The organism is Ruegeria sp. BI12 (genome assembly GCF_056537985.1).
Map to the genome: position 1 here is coordinate 852,157 of NZ_JBQFSL010000002.1, position 17,646 is coordinate 869,802.

Below are 17,646 nucleotides of genomic sequence, written 5' to 3' on the forward strand. Positions count from 1 at the left end.
CTCTTTCTACGTCGCATCGAAGGAGGGCACCCATGGGCGCAACCGGGTAAGGCGACGGGTTTCTCGAATGAATATCACGTTTCTTCTGAATGGAGAGACAGTGGAACTGGCGGATGTCGATCCGACAGCGACCCTGCTGGACTGGTTGCGAGAGGATCGCGACCTGACCGGCACCAAGGAAGGCTGCAACGAAGGCGATTGCGGGGCTTGCACAGTCATGGTGACCGATGAGAGCGGGCACAAGGCGCTGAATTCGTGCATCCTGTTCCTGCCGCAGCTGCACGGCAAAGCAGTGCGCACAGTCGAGGGCGCAAGTGGCCCCAATGGCGAGGCGCATCCGGTCCAACAGGCGATGGTGGATCTGCATGGTTCACAATGCGGCTTTTGCACACCCGGTTTCGTAATGTCGATGGTTGCGAGCCACGCGAACGGAGCGACGGATCATGACACGCAGCTTGCCGGGAACCTGTGCCGGTGCACCGGCTACGCACCAATCATTCGGGCTGCCGCGGCAGTTGAAGAGCAACCGGTGCCGGTTTGGGTAAAGGACAAGCCTGTCGCGACACAGGCATCCTCGCCGATGCTGCCCGGCTCATCCGACGAACTGGCCAAAGTCTATGCTGAACACCCGAACGCCACTCTGGTCGCCGGCGCGACCGATGTGGGACTATGGGTGACCAAACAGTTGCGCGATCTGGACCCTGTAATCTTTCTGAACCGCTGCGAAGATCTGAAAGAGATCACGGTCACGAACCATGAAGTCAGATTTGGCGCAATGGTCGATATGAACCGCATGAGCGAAACACTAGCTGACCTACACCCGTCCTATTCTGAAATGATCCGCCGTTACGCCAGCGTTCAGGTGCGCCATGCGGCGACAGTCGGTGGCAATATCGCTAACGGTTCGCCCATAGGAGATAACCCACCTGCTCTGATCGCACTGGGCGCAACGCTGCATCTGCGCAAAGGTGACGAGCGCCGATCAATGCCCCTGGACGAATTCTTCATCGACTATGGCAAACAGGACCGCGCACCGGGCGAATTTGTTGAAGCGGTCAGCTTTCCGCGTCAGGAAGATCGCCTGAAAGCATATAAACTCAGCAAGCGGTTCGATCAGGATATCTCGGCTGTATGCGGGTGTTTCAACATTGCGGTCTCGAACGGCACCGTTGCAGACGCGCGCATTGCTTTCGGCGGCATGTCCGGCATTCCCAAGCGCGCCGCTAATGTCGAAGCCGGATTAATTGGCAAACCTTGGTCGCTCGAAACCGTTAGAGCGGCCCTACCCGCTTTTGCGGACGACTTTACGCCTATGTCGGACATGCGAGCCTCGGCCAGCTACCGGTTGGAAACCGCTAAGGCGATGCTTGAGAGATATTTCCTTGAAGACCACGGCGAAATCACGAACGTGCTGGAGGTGAAGGCATGAGCGTGACCAAACCTCTCCCCCATGACGCAGCGCCGCTGCATGTTTCTGGGACGGCCCGGTATGTGGATGACATTCCAACACCCAAAGGAACGTTGCATTTGGCCTTTGGTCTCAGCCCGATTGCCAAGGGAAAGATCACGTCTATGGATCTGTCAGCAGTAAAGGCTGCGGATGGGGTCGTCATGGTGATGACAGCAGACGATCTGCCCTTTGCCAATGACGTCTCCCCCTCGATCCATGACGAGCCGCTGTTGTCGGATGGCACGATCCACTATATCGGCCAACCGGTTTTTCTTGTGATCGCCAATAGCCATCTGGCCGCGCGCAAGGCTGCTCGCTTGGGCCAGATCGACTACGCCGAGGAAACGCCGATCCTGACCGTGGAAGAGGCGTTGGCCGCCGACAGCCGGTTCGAAGACGGCCCGCGTATCTACGCTAAGGGTGACGCGGATGCGGCCGTTGCTGCGTCAGCGCATATAATCGAAGGCGGATTTGAGCTGGGTGGGCAGGAGCATTTCTATCTGGAAGGTCAGGCCGCACTGGCCGTGCCCAACGAAGGCGCGGACATGCTTGTTCATTCCTCAACCCAGCATCCGACTGAAATACAGCACAAAGTGGCCGATGCCTTGGGTGTTCCCATGCATGCGATCCGAGTCGAGACCCGCAGGATGGGCGGTGGTTTCGGCGGCAAGGAAAGTCAGGGCAACGCTCTGGCCGTGTCCTGTGCCGTCGCAGCACGTGCGACCGGCAAGGCCTGCAAGATGCGCTACGACCGCGACGATGACATGATCATCACTGGCAAACGTCATGCGTTCCGCATCTCTTACAAGGCTGGTTTCGACGAAAACGGCCACATTCAGGGCGTCTCCTTCCTGCATCATGCGATCTGCGGCTGGGCACAGGACCTTTCGTTGCCTGTTGCCGACCGTGCGATGCTGCATTCGGACAACGCGTACCTGTTGCCGAATGCTCGGATCGAGAGCCATCGGCTGAAGACCAACACCCAATCCGCCACCGCGTATCGCGGGTTTGGCGGACCCCAGGGGATGGTCGGGATCGAACGCGTGATGGATCACGCCGCCTACGAACTCGGGTTAGACCCGGTCGAGCTGCGCCGCAGAAATTATTATGAACCTGCGCATGCGACGGCTGACCAGAGGTTCGAGGAAAAACCGCTGGGTCATCCTGATCCACATGAGGATCTGACCAGTCGCGGCGCGGTTGAGATGGGCAATGCCCCTGTCCGTCCCCTGCCCGCTGGCGGCAACACCACGCCTTATGGGATGGAGGTCAGTGATTTCGAACTGCACGGCATGTCCGCCAAACTGCTGCAATCCAGTGACTATACTGCGCGTAAGGCTGCTATCCAGAAATGGAACGACGAAAATAGCGTGATCAAGAAAGGCATCGCCTTTTCTCCGGTCAAGTTCGGTATTTCGTTCACGTTGACTCATCTAAACCAGGCCGGTGCGCTGGTGCATGTGTATCAGGACGGCTCGGTTCACCTGAACCACGGCGGGACTGAGATGGGTCAGGGCCTGTTCCAAAAGGTTGCACAGGTCGCAGCCTCTCGCTTTGGCATTCCACTGGAGTTAGTGAAGATCACCGCGACAGATACGGCCAAAGTGCCAAACACATCCGCTACGGCGGCGTCCTCGGGCAGTGACCTGAACGGAATGGCCGTCAAGGCAGCCTGTGACACAATCCGTGACCGCATGGCAGACTACTTGGCGGAGCGGCATCAGGCTGACCCATCGACTGTGACGTTCTCGAACGGTCATGTCTCGGTCGGAGAAGAACGCTATACGTTCGCCGAAGCCGCCGCACTGGCCTATCAGGGTCGGATCAGTCTGTCCGCGACAGGGTTTTACAAGACTCCGAAGATCGAATGGGATCGGATCAAAGGTCGGGGCCGTCCGTTTTTCTACTTTGCCTATGGTGCGTCGATCACCGAGGTGGCGATCGACACACTGACCGGCGAAAACCGCATTCTGCGCACCGATATTCTCCATGACGCAGGCGCGTCACTGAACCCTGCATTGGATATCGGGCAGGTCGAAGGTGCATACGTGCAAGGTGCGGGCTGGCTAACCACCGAAGAATTGGTCTGGGATGGCAAGGGCAACCTGCGTACACATGCGCCGTCGACCTACAAGATCCCCGCCTGCTCGGATCGACCCGACGTTTTCAACGTAGCTCTGTGGAGCGGCGAAAACCGGGAAGATACGATTTATCGTTCCAAGGCTGTAGGCGAGCCGCCGTTCATGCTGGGCATATCCGCATGGCTTGCCCTGTCAAATGCGGTGGCCGCCTGCGGAGACAGTTATCCAGCATTGGACGCCCCCGCCACGGCCGAAGAGGTCTGGCGCGGCGTCCAAAGGGTAAGAGGAGGAACCTGATGGGATTTGACCTAGAGGCTTTGAGGGAGGCGGTCAAAACCCATGGGCGTGTGATCCGGGTGGTTATTGCCGGAATCAAGGGATCATCCCCGCGCGAAGTCGGGGCCGCGATGCTTGTTTGGGAGGACGGGCAAAACGGAACCATCGGCGGAGGCACTCTGGAGTATCAGGCGGCGGAAGCAGCCCGATCTCAGATTGCACCTGCGCGCCAAACCCACCATGCGCTCGGCCCGGATATGGGCCAGTGTTGCGGCGGCGCGGTAACTTTACTTAGTGAAATCTATGACCTGGAAGCCGTCAACCGGCTGGATGATGCAGTCATTGCACGCTCGGCGTCGGGTGGTGATATGCCTCTGACGGTCAAGCGCTTGTTGTCGCAGGCGCGGGGTCAGGGTGTTGCGCCCGAACCGCAGCTGGTTGACGGTTGGATGGTCGAGCCGGTTCACAAACCGACGCGCAATCTGTGGATTTGGGGTGCCGGTCACGTTGGCCGGGCTTTGGTTGACGTTCTGTCACCCTTGCCCGATCTCTCAATCACATGGGTTGATACAGGAATTGATCGTTTTCCGGATAACGTGCCAGACAGCGTGACCGTTTTACCGGCGACCAAACCAACCGAGCTTGTTCGCCACGCGCCGCGCGATGCCGAACATCTTGTGCTTACTTATTCACACAATCTGGATCTGGAACTGTGCAACAGGCTGCTTTTGCACGATTTCCGCTTTGCGGGCTTGATTGGCTCGGCTACGAAGTGGGCGCGGTTCCGGTCCCGGTTGGCCGCTTTGGGACATGCGCCCGAGCGGATAAGTCGGATCACCTGCCCAATCGGAGATCCAACCTTGGGCAAACACCCGCAGATGATCGCAGTTGGTGTCGCGGCAGAGATTTTGCGCCCTGCCCGGCAAACTGAAATAAAGAAGGACCTGAGCGCGTGACCACTCCACTTCTAAGCTTACAAGGGCTGACCAAAGCCTATCCCGGCGTCGTGGCCAATGATCAGGTATCCTTTGACATCGGCGAAGGTGAGGTTCACGCTCTGCTAGGTGAAAATGGCGCCGGCAAATCGACCCTGGTGAAAATGATCTACGGTCTGGTTAAGCCAGACAGCGGCACCATGCTGCTGCGTGGGCAGGCATTTGCCCCACCAGAGCCCCGTGCTGCGCGGGCTGACGGGATCGCGATGGTTTTCCAACATTTCTCGCTGTTCGACGCGCTGAACGTTGCCGAAAACATCGCGCTTGGTATGGAAAATCCACCAGCCATGAGCGATCTGGCGTCGCGTATCCGTGAAGTGTCGGAAACCTACGGCCTGCCGCTGGATCCCTATCGCACCGTCGGCGACTTGTCTGCCGGCGAACGCCAACGGGTCGAAATCATCCGTTGTCTGCTGCAGGACCCAAAGCTGCTGATCATGGATGAACCGACATCGGTTCTGACGCCGCAAGAGGTGGATATCCTATTTGAAACGCTAAATAAATTGCGGTCCGAGGGTACCTCGATCCTGTACATCTCGCACAAGCTGGAAGAAATCCGTACACTCTGCGACCACGCCACGATCCTGCGCTTGGGCAAGAATGTCGGCGAATGCGTTCCGTCTGAGACTTCGGCCCGCGACATGGCCGAGATGATGGTGGGTTCGACCTTGCAAACACCAGAGCGGTCCGGCCGTGAATTTGGTGAAGTTGCGCTGGATGTCAGCGGATTATCCGTGCCGTCACCATCCGAATTCGGAACTGCGCTGAAGAACGTTCATTTGACCGTCCGTAAGGGCGAGGTTCTGGGCATCGGCGGCGTCGCCGGCAACGGGCAGGACGAATTGCTGGGGGTGCTGTCTGGCGAAATAGTCACTGCGCCGGACGCGATCAAATTCAATGATCAGCCGATCGGCAAACTGGGACCGACGGCGCGCCGCAAGCTGGGCGTTCTGACCGCGCCAGAGGAACGTTTGGGCCACGCGGCCGCCCCCGACATGAGCCTGACCGAAAACGCCTTGCTGACCGGATCGGTTCGAGAAGGGCTTGAGAACAATGGCTTCCTCAAATGGACAGAAACCAAAAGCTTTGCTGAAAAAATTATCAGTGCTTTTGACGTTCGCACGCCCGGGCCGGAAAACGCCGCACGATCTCTGTCAGGGGGTAACCTGCAGAAATTCGTCATTGGACGTGAGGTCCTGCAAAACCCTGACGTATTGGTTGTGAATCAACCGACATGGGGAGTGGACGCCGCAGCCGCAGCCTCGATCCGTCAGGCCATTCTGGATCTTGCTGCCAAAGGTACCGCAGTCATCTGCATATCTCAGGATCTAGATGAACTGATGGAGATCTCGGACAGCTTTGCGGCGCTCAATGAAGGCCGGCTAAGCGCACCGCGAACAACCACAGGACTAACGGTGGACGAGATCGGCCTGATGATGGGTGGCGCGCACGGAATGGAGGTGGCTCATGTTTGATGCGTCAGTCCGCCTTCCGCGAAAATACTTACAAAAAAATGAAAATGCTGGGGGGATGAGCAAGTGATTGTGTTGGAGAAACGGCCGCAGCCGTCCAAAGCGTGGTCCTACGCGACCCCTTTGGTGGCCGTGCTGGCAACCATGGTTTTCGGCGGCATCCTGTTCGCCATATTGGGCAAGAACCCGATCGAGGCCATTGGAACGATTTTCTGGGAACCGCTGTTTGGCGAGTTCGCGTTCTACTATCGCCCGCAGTTGTTGGTAAAAGGCGCGCCGCTGGTTCTGATCGCGATTGGCCTGTCATTGGGGTTCCGCGCCGGTATCTGGAACATTGGGGCCGAAGGGCAATACATCATGGGCGCCATCTTTGGCGCCGGAGCTGGCCTGGCCTTTTACCCTCTGGACGCGTTCTACATTTTCCCCATCATGGTGATCGCTGGCGCATTTGGCGGCTGGTTGTGGGCGTCCATCCCGGCGTTTCTAAAAGTGCGTTTCGGCACAAACGAGATCCTTGTCTCGCTGATGTTGGTTTATGTGGCAGAGCAGATGCTGGCGTCTGTCTCATTGGGTCTGCTGAAAAACCCCGAAGGGTTCGGCTTTCCCGGTTCGCGAAACCTGCAATCTTACGAAAGCGCATATAACGCCGAGCTGATCGCAGGGTCTGGGATGCATTGGGGTGTCGTAACAGCGCTGATCGCTGTGATATTTGCCTACATCCTGCTGAACCGTCACATGCTGGGTTTCCACATTCGTCTGACGGGTGAAGCGCCTCGGGCCGCGAAGTTCGCGGGTGTGAACCCGGCGCGGCTGATCCTGTTCTGTCTGGGTCTGTCCGGTGCGTTGGCCGGTTTGGCGGGAATGTTCGAGGTCTCTGGCCCCTCCGGCGTTGTCAGCATCGACTTTAACGTTGGCTATGGCTTCACCGCGATTATCGTAGCCTTTCTTGGTCGCCTGCATCCGGTGGGCATCCTGCTGGCTGGTGGCCTGATGGCGCTGACTTACATCGGTGGTGAAATTGCGCAGTCCCAGCTGGGCCTGCCTGCCGCAGCCATCCAAGTCTTTCAGGGCATGCTTCTGTTCTTCCTGCTGGCCTTTGATCTTTTGACCAACTACCGCATCCGTGCGGCTCGTAACGAGGTGGCGTGACCCATGGATCTAGGTGAAATCAACCCCGTACTTCTGGTGGCCTCGCTGATGGTCGCCGCAACCCCCCTTCTGCTGGCCGCGATCGGAGAGCTGGTCGTCGAAAAGGCTGGCGTTCTGAACCTCGGCGTCGAGGGTATGATGATTGTCGGTGCGATCAGCGGCTTTGCAATCTCGGTCGAAACAGGATCGCCCTGGCTTGGCTTCATCGCGGCGGCCATTGGTGGCGCGGTGCTGTCCCTGCTATTCGTCCTGCTTACGCAAATTGCGCTGGCAAACCAGGTGGCCAGTGGTCTAGCCCTGACCCTGTTCGGTCTTGGTTTTAGTGCCCTGCTTGGGCAAGGCTACGTGGGCGTCAAACCGCCCAGTATGGGAGACATCCATATCCCGGTGATCAGCGATATCCCGGTGATCGGCCCCATCCTGTTCCAACACGACCCGATCCTCTATGTCGGCATCGCACTAACGGCTGCAGTCTGGGCCACGCTGAAATACACCCGCGTTGGTCTGATCCTGCGAGCGGTAGGTGAAAACCACGACGCGGCGCATGCTCTTGGCTACAAGGTCATCAAGATCCGTATCCTGGCGATCTTGTTTGGTGGTGCCTGCGCGGGCCTTGGTGGGGCCTATATCAGCCTGATCCGTGTTCCGCAGTGGACCGAGGGCATGACCGCTGGTGTTGGCTGGATTGCCCTTGCGCTGGTGGTGTTTGCATCATGGAAACCATGGCGCGCCCTGTTAGGTGCTTATTTGTTTGGCGGAATCACAGTGTTGCAGCTTAATTTGCAGGCAGCGGGCGTTGCTATTCCAGTCGAGTATCTGGCAATGTCGCCCTACATCATCACGATCCTTGTGCTTGTGATCCTTTCGGCCGACAAGAGCAGCGCACCTGCCTCACTGGGCCGGACATTCCACGCCTCGCACTAGACGGGGCCAATTGAACCAACTTGGGGAGTAACCACATGAAATTCACATCACTTCTGGCAAGTGCCGCCATGGCGCTGGGCCTGGCGACAGGCGCCATGGCCGAAGACAAAACCAAGGTCGGCTTCGTTTACGTCGGCCCAGTCGGCGACGGTGGCTGGACCTATGAGCACAACAAAGGCCGCCTGGCCGTGGAAGATCACTTTGGCGACAAGGTCGAGACCGTGTTCGTCGAATCCGTGCCCGAAGGCCCGGACGCCGAGCGTGTGATGACGCAGATGGCGCTGGAAGGCGCTGACCTGATCTTTACCACCTCGTTTGGCTACATGGACCCGACCATTAACGTGGCCAAGAAGTTCCCGGACGTTAAGTTCGAGCATGCGACCGGTTACAAGACTGCCGACAACGTCTCGGTCTATTCGGCACGTTTCTACGAAGGTCGCGCAGTTCAGGGCCACATCGCCGGTAAAATGACCAAGTCGAACATCATCGGTTACATCGGTTCCTATCCGATCCCCGAAGTGATCCGTGGCATAAACTCAGCCTACCTCCACGCCAAAAAGGTAAACCCGGATGTCGAGTTCAAGATCATCTGGGCCTACACCTGGTTTGATCCGGCGAAAGAGGCTGACGCGGCTTCGGTTCTGATCGAACAGGGCGCGGACGTGATCCTGCAGCACACCGACTCGACAGCGCCGCAGGCAGCTGCGCAAGAAGCGGGCAACGTGGTCACCTTTGGTCAGGCCTCGGACATGAGCGAATACGCTCCGTTCCCGCGCGTGTCATCGATCATCGATGATTGGGCCCCCTACTACATCGCACGTACTCAGGCCGTCATGGACGGCACATGGGAAACCGCCAACACATGGGACGGCATCCGCGAAGGCATGGTTGCAATCGGCGAGATCTCCGATGCCGTTCCGGCCGATGTCAAAGAAGAAGCGCTGGCGCTGAAGGCCGCCATGGCTGCGGGTGAGTATCACCCCTTTACCGGCCCGATCAAAAAGCAGGACGGCAGCGACTGGTTGGCTGAAGGCGAAACCGCCGATGACGGTACACTCGCAGGCATGAACTTCTACATTGAAGGTTTGGAAGGCGAAATTCCGCAGTAAACCTTTACACGAACACGCTGAAGGGCTGGCCACTAGGCTGGCCCTTTTTCGTTTGTATGCGAGCATCTCGCCTAACCTTAACTAAATACTGTCTTGACGAGTGCCGGCACGACGGACCTGATGGGGTTAATGTTTTACCTGTCTAAACACGAAACGTAAAAATCTCATGGAGATCAAAGCCCAAGACCACAGCCGCTGGTGGATACTCGGCGCGATGGGTGCCATCTTGGGTGTTATTTTGCTGGACGAAACGGTCGTCAGCGTCGCGCTTCCAACCATTCGCGATGAGCTTGGCCTGTCTCTGTTGGAAGCACATTGGGTGGTGAATATCTATCTGCTGGTGTTGGCCTGTTTTGCCGGCGCAGCAGGGCGATTGGGCGATGTGCTGGGCATTCGTGTTTTGCTCAGTGCGGGTTTATTGATTTTCGGCTTATCCTCTGCGCTGGGAGGGTTTGCCGAAAGCGGATTTGAACTGCTAACAGCGCGCGCCGCACAAGGCATCGGTGCAGCACTGATTTTCCCGCTGTCGCTGGTGGTTCTGATCCAGTCTTTTGACGAAAACGAACGCGGGCTGGCACTAGGTTTATATGGCGGGATCGGGACAGTATTCCTGTCAATGGGTCCACTGGTTGGAGGCGTTCTGACCGAATATCTGTCTTGGCGCTGGATCTTCTGGGTCAACCCCCCAATCGTGCTTGTGGTCGCTCTGGTCGCATGGGCTTTCTGGCGGGATCCGCCACACCAACGGGAGCGCGAGTTCGACCTGAAAGGCCTAATTCTACTGGTGACGGGGTTAGCGGCTATTGTGTTTGGCGTCATGGAGGGCCCGGACAGAGGCTGGGCACAGCCCGAAGTTCTTGTGGCCCTGTCAGCGGGTTTTATGTTTTTGTTGTTGTTTATCCGCGTCGAACAGAGGGCAACATCGCCTCTGATTGCCATATCCCTTTTTGCTGGCCCCGGGTTTGCTGCTTCAAACATGATCCTGTTCACCGCACAATTCGGCAAGATTACTTTGTTCGTGTTCGGCGCGTCCTACTTTCAATCAAAGCTCGGGTTTTCACCGCTGACTGCTGGGGTCGCCCTGTTGCCGATCGCTTTTCCGCAGATTTTCATTGCCCCAATGGCGGGGAAACTTGCAGACAAATTTGGCTCACGCGGCCCTTCTCTGACCGGTACAGCGCTGGGTACGATCGCCATACTTGTTGTCGCACTGGGAATGCATTTAGACATCGCCGCGCTGATCTATATCGGCTACTTCCTTTGGGGTTGTTGCGTGCCATTTCTGTTTGTCCCCCCAAGGCGGGCCATCATGTCAACGGTACCGCAAGCTCTGCACGGACAGGCCAGCGGCATCTCGATGACATTTCAGCTGCTGGGCGGTACCGTCGGGATGGCCCTGGGCAGTTCGGTATTTGCCATAACCGGCTCGTTCACTCTGGTTTTCTGTTTCGTTGCGGCGTTCGCTGCCTGCGTTCTCGCTTTTGCTTACGAGTCCCTTGCGTCAGATAACAAAACCAACCGCCCAGCGGTTTAGACCTCACGCAGGCCGGGTCTGAAATCAAAGCGCTTGAATGGATCAATGCCCTGTCAAAACCAACGTATTCACCGGCATCAGGATCAGACGCAAGCGCAAGCCAGCAGCATGAACAACACCGATTGTGTCGATCACATGCAAGGCGGCGGCATGCCAGAAGCCCAGATCTTCATGCTCAAGCCGTTCATGGTTATCGGTGTAGACATTGGCCAGACAGTTGCTGCCGGGCGGTATGTCATCGGCCATGTTTTTGTACAGCGGCTCCATATAGACCAAAATCGAGCCGGGCACCTTGTTGGCCTGGACATCGCGCAGCTCATCCGTGGGGCGTATCTGGCCCGACGGGATGACATCCTGCACCTCGACCACAACCATCGGGATGACAGTGAAGGGCTTGGTCATGCAACCCAGCTCTCCGATCATGCCCGGTTTGATGACCTGAGCGGCCATCTGATTGAACGCAGCCTGAAACCGGTCATGGCCCGAGTTTGACGGAACCAGAATACCAGCAGGTCGCAGCAAAGGACTAACATAGTCGCCCACCTGAAGGCCAAATTGCTCAACGCGACCGGTCACACCAGCGATGACTACTGTTTTGTCCAACTCGGTTAGCGCCGCATCAAGTTGTGCATTAGCACTGGCTAGCTGGGCGGGGATCAGTTCCTCGATCTGTTGCACGACTGCGGCACGGCGGGATTGCGACGCGGTCAGCTGCGCCTCACGCTCGGCAACAAGGTTTTCCAGACGATCGATTTCGGCCAACCGCACTGCGCTTGAACCTTCGTCGCGCAAGGTGGTGTTACGTTCCAGATCCTCAAGTGACTGATCCAATGCAGCACGCGCACCAGCGATACCTGCCTCGGCTTCGGCCAGATCGGTTTCGGCTACTTTCAGTGAGGCTTGAACTTGCGCAATCTGCGCATGTGCGGCCTCTACCTGTGCCGTCTGGGTAAAATCCTCGATCCGGAAAATTGGCTGCCCCGCAACAACCATTTGGTTGTTGGTGACGTAAACCTCGGACACACGCCCGCCAAGCTGTGGCAGGATCGTCACCGTACGGAAATAGGACGCCGCCGTTTTGCTGGCAGGGTGGAAGTAAAACAGCGTGGTGATCACTGTCAGCGCTAGAATGGCGCAGGTGGTCAGGCCCCAGCGCAGTTCATACCACATGGTGAACAGCGTGATTTCATGACCTATGCGTTTGCCCTGTACGTAGCGACGAAACAGGTAATCGGGCAGCACGGTGACCAGCGCGCACATCAGTGTCTCAAGCATTTTTTACTGCTCCTGCTGTGCGGTGGTCTGCGAAGGGGCTGTGGCGGCGGGGTTATCAGTGCTTTTATTACCCAGCGATCGGATCGCGTCCGCAATTGCCCGTAAGGGAGCCGCTACGTCCGGGAACTGGAAGCCAGCCACCAGAATGGCCGCTACCCAAAACAAACCGTTATGGGTAAATAGTGCCAACAGTGCCAGGATCCCCACGAGCTGAAACTGAGGGTGGTTTGATTCATGCGCGATTTTTTCAGGGATCGAATGCAGGGTGAAATAGCCAACGCCAATCAGCACGATCACCAGAACGGTAAAAATAAACATGAAAGTCAGCAAAAAGTCACTGCCATCCGCCTGCGTGACGTAAGAGGGGATATGCCCCGTGGCCATTGGGTGTAGCTCTGCCGGTGTCACGTTTTTCTCCGATTCCGATGTTGGCCGCACTAAAGACAGGCCAATCTCTATGGTTCAAGTTTACATTGCGGAAATTACGCCTCTTTTCCAATAGTGTTACGCATGCGAAGCTTTGCGCATGAACGATAGCGGATCACATTTCCATGCATTTAGGGGTATGCCCCCAGCGGAGTATCAAACATGATCGATTTCCTGATCATCGGTGGGGGTATCGCCGGCTTAAGCGCAGGCGCGCGACTGTCCGAACATGGACATGTCGTCGTCCTCGAAGCCGAAGACGCGCTGGGATATCACACCTCCGGCCGATCGGCAGCGTTGTTCGAAAAGGGCTACGGACCACCATCGGTGATGGCCCTGAATGCAGCGAGCGAGGCTTATCTACGATCGAATGGCTACCTGTCACCACGCGGGTTGTTGATGATCGCCGGGCATGATCAACGAGATGAGTTTCTTCAGGATCAAGCCGATCTTGTTCTTTCAGAAATCTCGGTCGAAGAGGCCATCTCGCGGGTTCCAATACTAAATCCACGAACCGTTGGGTTTGCGGCGTCCAGTAGCGTGGCCTGTGACATCGATACCGACAGGATGATGCAAGATTTTGCACGTGTGGTCCGGGCCAACGGCGGCCTGGTGCTGCCCCGCCAAAAAGTTAGAAACATCACCAAATCTGGGCACTGGGTTGTCGATGCCGGGCAAGCTTTTGAGGCTAGGGCTGTCGTAAACGCGGCAGGAGCGTGGGTGGATGAGATTGCAACCTTGGCCGGCATCCCACCGATCGGTATAGAACCTCGCCGCCGGTCAATGGCCCGCATCCCCGCCCCTGCAGGTCATGACGTGACTGGTTGGCCACTGATGTTGGGCGTCAACGAAGGTTGGTATGCCAAACCGGATGCCGGAAAGCTAATCGTTTCACCTTGCGAAGCAGACCCAACCTTCCCTCATGATGCCTATGCGGACGATATGGTTCTGGCCGAAGGTCTGGCGCGATACGAAGAGCACGTGACCGAGCCCGTCACAAGGGTCGAAGCCAACTGGGCAGGCCTCCGTAGTTTTGCGCCGGATGGTACGCTGGTTCTGGGCCCTGACCCTGCCGATCCGACGTTTATCTGGTCGGCAGCGCAGGGCGGGTACGGTTTTCAAACGGCTCCAGCCGCGTCGCAACTGTTGGCAGATTTAGTGGTAGGGTCGCTTTCAGATCTGGATGCAATTAGCGTTTCGGCGCTCAGACCGGAAAGGCTCCGTATATGACCCAACGCAAGCTCCCTTCGAACGCCAGCGTAGCGACCGAGGCCGATGGGGGAAAGATGGTAGCACCAGCAGCCAGCCGGAATGCCGCTGCCCTTTGTGAATTGTTGGAACAGTTCGCGCCGAAGACGGGTAAAGCTTTGGAATTGGCCAGCGGTACGGGTCAGCATGTTGCGGCATTTGCCAAAAAGATGCCCGGCGTTCACTGGCAGCCCAGCGAGATTGAACCGGACCGGCGCGCCTCGATCAACGCATACGCAGAAAATATCGAGAACGTATCCCCTGCGATTGAGCTGAATGCGACCACACCTGATTGGCATTCTCACCACGGCGGACAGGACCTGATCGTGTTGATAAACCTGCTGCATCTGATCAGCTGGGCCGAAGCTAAGACCATGATCACCGAGGCCGCACTAGCCCTGAATTCCAACGGGCGTCTTGTTCTCTACGGACCGTTCATGCGCGCTGGAATTTTAACCAGCGAAGGCGATCGGAACTTTCACTCTGCGCTCATTCGGCAAGACCCTGAGATCGGTTACAAGGGCGATGTTGAAATTCTGGAACTGCTGCGTCAATGCAATCTGGCTTTGATTGAAATCGTAGAGATGCCCGCCAACAATCTGGCATTTGTCACTGAAAAAAGAGCCACCTGATCGAAATCAAGGCCCGCCTAGGTTCTTACACATATTCAACGTTACATATATGTAAAGGACCAACACTAATGAACTGGCAAGAGAAGCTTTCGGATACGCGCAACAATCTGCGCAACCTCAACGCAGCAATCCCTAATACGGCGCGTGCATTCGGTGCGCTTGGAAAATCCGTCAAAGAAGGCGGTACACTAGACTACAAAACCAAAGAGCTGATCGCCTTGGGCATGTCCATTGCCGCCCGCTGCGAGCCGTGTATCACTCTGCATACCGAAGCTTTGGTCAAAGCCGGAACTGGCCGCGAGGAAGTGTCCGACGTTCTGGCCATGGCCATTCAAATGGGCGGAGGCCCGTCGATGATGTATGCCGCCAAAGCTCTGGAATGCTTTGACGAGTTATCCGCGTAGCAAAAAGGCCCCGGAGTTTTCCGGGGCCTTTGTTTGATCAACCGTCCTTGCGGATAGTTTCGTTTTTCGGATCGTAGGGGCTGTCGCAGGTCACGACCGCATCCCACAATTTGTCCTGAATCTTGACCTTCAGCTTAGTGCCTTCGACCGCCAACTCGGGCTTCACGTAACCCATGCCGATGGATTTCTCGAAGGCCACCGAGTAGCCACCCGAGGTCAAACGACCTACACGCTCACCTTCCGGTGTGTACAGTGCCTCACGGCCCCACGGATCGGCATCGTCCGGGCCGTCGATCAGCAGGGTGCAGCATTTCACGCGCACGCCGGTCTCTTCCAGCTTGGCCTTGCCATAGAAGTCCTTGGACAGATCGACGAAACGCGGCAGGTCGGCTTCCAACGGGGTCGCGTCGCGGCCCAGTTCAGTGCCAAACGCACGATAGGACTTCTCCTGCCGCAGCCAGTTTTGGGCGCGGGCACCGACCAGCTTCATCCCATGCTTTTCACCGGCTTTTTCCAGCAGGTCGAACAGGTAGTTCTGCATCTCGATCGGGTGGTGCAGTTCCCAGCCCAGTTCACCGGTATAGGCCACACGGATCGCGTTGACCGGGCACATGCCCAGTTCGATCTGGCGCGCCGACAGCCACGGGAAGCGCTTGTTGGACAGAGCGGTTTCCGGATCGGCGTCTTTGATGACCTCTTTCAGAACATCACGCGACTTGGGTCCGGCGATCGCGAAGACGCCCCACTGAGTGGTCACGTCCTGGATCTCGATGTAGCCGAACTCCTCCATCTTGTCCTCGGCCGCCTTGCGCAGATAGTCGGCGTCATATTCGGTCCAGGCACCGGCAGAGACGATGTAGTAGTTGTTCTCGCCGTTGCGGACGATGGTGTATTCGGTGCGGGTGGTGCCGTGCGAGGTCAGCGCGTAAGTCAGGTTGATGCGTCCGACCTTGGGCAGCTTGTTGCAGGTGAACCAATCCAGGAACTGGGTTGCACCGGGGCCTTTGACGACATGCTTGGTAAAGGCCGACGCGTCGATCAGGCCAACGCCTTCGCGGACTGCTTTGGCTTCTGCGACTGCATATTGCCACCAGCCACCACGGCGGAACGAGCGTGCGTCATGGTCGAAGTTCTCGGGCGCATCCAGCGGACCGAAGTAGTTCGGGCGCTCCCAGCCGTTAACCCAACCAAACTGGGCACCACGCGCTTTCTGACGGTCATAGGCCGGTACGGTGCGCAGCGGACGGCACGCCTCACGCTCTTCATCCGGGTGGTGGAGGATGTAGACGTGCTCATAGCATTCTTCGTTCTTGCGCGCCGCAAACTCGGTGGTCATCCAGTTGCTGCTGTAACGTTTGGGGTCCAGCGAGGCCATGTCAATCTCAGCTTCGCCATCAACCATCATTTGGGCCAGATAGTAGCCGGTGCCGCCCGCAGCGGTGATACCGAAGCTGAAGCCCTCGGCCAGCCACATGTTGCGCAGACCGGGTGCGGGGCCAACCAGCGGGTTGCCGTCGGGGGTGTAGCAGATCGGGCCGTTGAAATCGTCTTTCAGACCGGATTCGGCGCAGGAAGGCACACGTTCGGCCATCGCCATGTACTGATCTGCAATCCGGTCCAGATCCAGCGGGAACAGATCGGCGCGGAAGCTGTCCGGCACACCATGTTCGAACTGCGCAGGAGCGCCGTGTTCGTAGATACCCAGAATCCAGCCGCCACGTTCCTCGCGCGCGTAAGATTCATTGTCGGCATCCCGGACAACAGGGTGTTCGGGGTTGCCAGCTTCGCGCCATTTGACCAGCTCAGGGTCTTTGTCCATGACGATGAAGGTGTGTTCTACTGGGATCGCGGGCATTTTGATGCCCAGCATTTTGGCGGTGCGCTGTGCGTGGTTGCCCGATGCGGTCACGACATGCTCAGCCGTGATTACCACCTGCTCGTCTGAGGGAACGAGGTTGCCGCCCTTCTCGACCATCTTGGTGCAGGTAACTTCCCAATGGGTGCCATTCCAATGGAACGCATCGGCCTGCATCTTGCGCACGATATCGACACCGCGCTGACGTGCCCCTTTGGCCATCGCCTGCGTCACGTCGGCAGGGTTAATGTAGCCGTCCTCGGTGTGGTAGATCGCACCTTTCAGGTCCGAAGTTTCGATCAGCGGCCAGCGCTCTTTGATCTGCTCCGGTGTCAGCCACTCATATGCAACATCACAGGTTTCCGCGGTGGACGCGTAGAGCATGTATTCGTCCATGCGCTCTTGCGTCTGCGCCATCCGCAGGTTGCCAACGACGGCGAAACCCGCGTTCAGGCCGGTTTCTTCCTCGAGCTGCTTGTAAAAGTCGACCGAGTACTTGTGGATGTGGGTCGTCGCGTAGGACATGTTGAATAGCGGCAACAGGCCTGCTGCGTGCCAGGTCGAGCCAGATGTCAGCTCGTCCCGCTCAATCAACATCACATCTTCCCAGCCTGCCTTGGCCAGATGATATGCAATCGAGGTGCCGACGGCACCGCCGCCAACGACCAGTGCTTTGACTTGGGTTTTCATAACCGGGCGTCTCCCCTTGAATTCAGTTGACACCATATGGCGCATTTGAAGGACCCGGCGCGACATTCATCCGACCAGTGATATAAAAAAAACGACCCGCGCATGGCGCAGATCGTCAATTTTTGC

Annotated in this window: 14 protein-coding genes; 11 read left to right on the forward strand and 3 right to left on the reverse strand. The window is 57.5% G+C overall.

Annotated elements, in window-relative coordinates; genetic code table 11:
- The first annotated feature begins 67 nt into the window (after window positions 1-67).
- The 8 genes from xdhA (at window position 68) to ACR0AK_RS17075 (ending at window position 10,990) form a co-directional block, all read left to right on the forward strand.
- The gene (gene xdhA / locus ACR0AK_RS17040; protein ID WP_480794220.1) at window positions 68-1,429 is read left to right on the forward strand and encodes a xanthine dehydrogenase small subunit; all 1,362 of its coding nucleotides are present in this window, start codon (window positions 68-70) and stop codon (window positions 1,427-1,429) included.
- Window positions 1,426-3,828 carry a xanthine dehydrogenase molybdopterin binding subunit gene (gene xdhB / locus ACR0AK_RS17045; protein ID WP_480794221.1) on the forward strand — a complete coding sequence of 801 codons (2,403 nt, stop codon included), beginning with the start codon at window positions 1,426-1,428 and terminating at the stop codon, window positions 3,826-3,828. Before xdhA ends, xdhB begins: the two co-directional genes overlap by 4 nt.
- Window positions 3,828-4,763: a xanthine dehydrogenase accessory protein XdhC gene (gene xdhC, locus ACR0AK_RS17050; RefSeq protein WP_170560338.1), complete on the forward strand. Its 936-nt coding sequence runs from the start codon at window positions 3,828-3,830 to the stop codon at window positions 4,761-4,763. Before xdhB ends, xdhC begins: the two co-directional genes overlap by 1 nt.
- Window positions 4,760-6,277, forward strand: a complete 1,518-nt coding sequence (locus tag ACR0AK_RS17055) for an ABC transporter ATP-binding protein (protein WP_480794222.1) — start codon at window positions 4,760-4,762, stop codon at window positions 6,275-6,277. The genes xdhC and ACR0AK_RS17055 overlap by 4 nt, the downstream gene beginning before the upstream one ends.
- A 63-nt stretch (window positions 6,278-6,340) precedes the next feature.
- On the forward strand, window positions 6,341-7,423 hold the full coding sequence (locus tag ACR0AK_RS17060) for an ABC transporter permease (protein WP_480794223.1): 1,083 nt from the start codon (window positions 6,341-6,343) through the stop codon (window positions 7,421-7,423).
- Between the two features lie 3 nt (window positions 7,424-7,426).
- Complete coding sequence (locus tag ACR0AK_RS17065) at window positions 7,427-8,347, forward strand: ABC transporter permease (protein WP_480794224.1); 921 nt, start codon at window positions 7,427-7,429, stop codon at window positions 8,345-8,347.
- 35 nt (window positions 8,348-8,382) lie between these two features.
- Window positions 8,383-9,456 carry a BMP family ABC transporter substrate-binding protein gene (locus ACR0AK_RS17070; protein ID WP_170560346.1) on the forward strand — a complete coding sequence of 358 codons (1,074 nt, stop codon included), beginning with the start codon at window positions 8,383-8,385 and terminating at the stop codon, window positions 9,454-9,456.
- Window positions 9,457-9,622: 166 nt separating this feature from the next.
- Window positions 9,623-10,990 carry an MFS transporter gene (locus ACR0AK_RS17075; RefSeq protein ID WP_480794225.1) on the forward strand — a complete coding sequence of 456 codons (1,368 nt, stop codon included), beginning with the start codon at window positions 9,623-9,625 and terminating at the stop codon, window positions 10,988-10,990.
- 42 nt (window positions 10,991-11,032) lie between these two features.
- Here the strand turns inward: ACR0AK_RS17075 and ACR0AK_RS17080 are convergent, their stop codons facing one another.
- Together ACR0AK_RS17080 and ACR0AK_RS17085 are read right to left on the reverse strand one after the other, a co-directional pair.
- Window positions 11,033-12,265, reverse strand: coding sequence for an HlyD family secretion protein (locus tag ACR0AK_RS17080; protein ID WP_170560350.1), 1,233 nt, complete (start codon window positions 12,263-12,265; stop codon window positions 11,033-11,035).
- 3 nt (window positions 12,266-12,268) lie between these two features.
- Window positions 12,269-12,673 carry a hypothetical protein gene (locus ACR0AK_RS17085; RefSeq protein WP_480794226.1) on the reverse strand — a complete coding sequence of 135 codons (405 nt, stop codon included), beginning with the start codon at window positions 12,671-12,673 and terminating at the stop codon, window positions 12,269-12,271.
- Window positions 12,674-12,853: 180 nt separating this feature from the next.
- On the opposite strand from ACR0AK_RS17085, the gene ACR0AK_RS17090 reads away from it, so the two are divergent.
- The 3 genes from ACR0AK_RS17090 (at window position 12,854) to ACR0AK_RS17100 (ending at window position 14,975) form a co-directional block, all read left to right on the forward strand.
- Window positions 12,854-13,921 carry an NAD(P)/FAD-dependent oxidoreductase gene (locus tag ACR0AK_RS17090; protein WP_480794227.1) on the forward strand — a complete coding sequence of 356 codons (1,068 nt, stop codon included), beginning with the start codon at window positions 12,854-12,856 and terminating at the stop codon, window positions 13,919-13,921.
- On the forward strand, window positions 13,918-14,571 hold the full coding sequence (locus ACR0AK_RS17095) for a DUF938 domain-containing protein (protein WP_480794228.1): 654 nt from the start codon (window positions 13,918-13,920) through the stop codon (window positions 14,569-14,571). The genes ACR0AK_RS17090 and ACR0AK_RS17095 overlap by 4 nt, the downstream gene beginning before the upstream one ends.
- 68 nt (window positions 14,572-14,639) lie before the next feature.
- Window positions 14,640-14,975, forward strand: coding sequence for a carboxymuconolactone decarboxylase family protein (locus ACR0AK_RS17100; RefSeq protein WP_480794229.1), 336 nt, complete (start codon window positions 14,640-14,642; stop codon window positions 14,973-14,975).
- Between the two features lie 37 nt (window positions 14,976-15,012).
- On the opposite strand, the gene ACR0AK_RS17105 is transcribed toward ACR0AK_RS17100, so the two are convergent.
- Window positions 15,013-17,520 (reverse strand): GcvT family protein, encoded by a 2,508-nt coding sequence (locus ACR0AK_RS17105; protein WP_480794230.1) that lies wholly within the window; start codon window positions 17,518-17,520, stop codon window positions 15,013-15,015.
- Window positions 17,521-17,646: the final 126 nt, after the last annotated feature.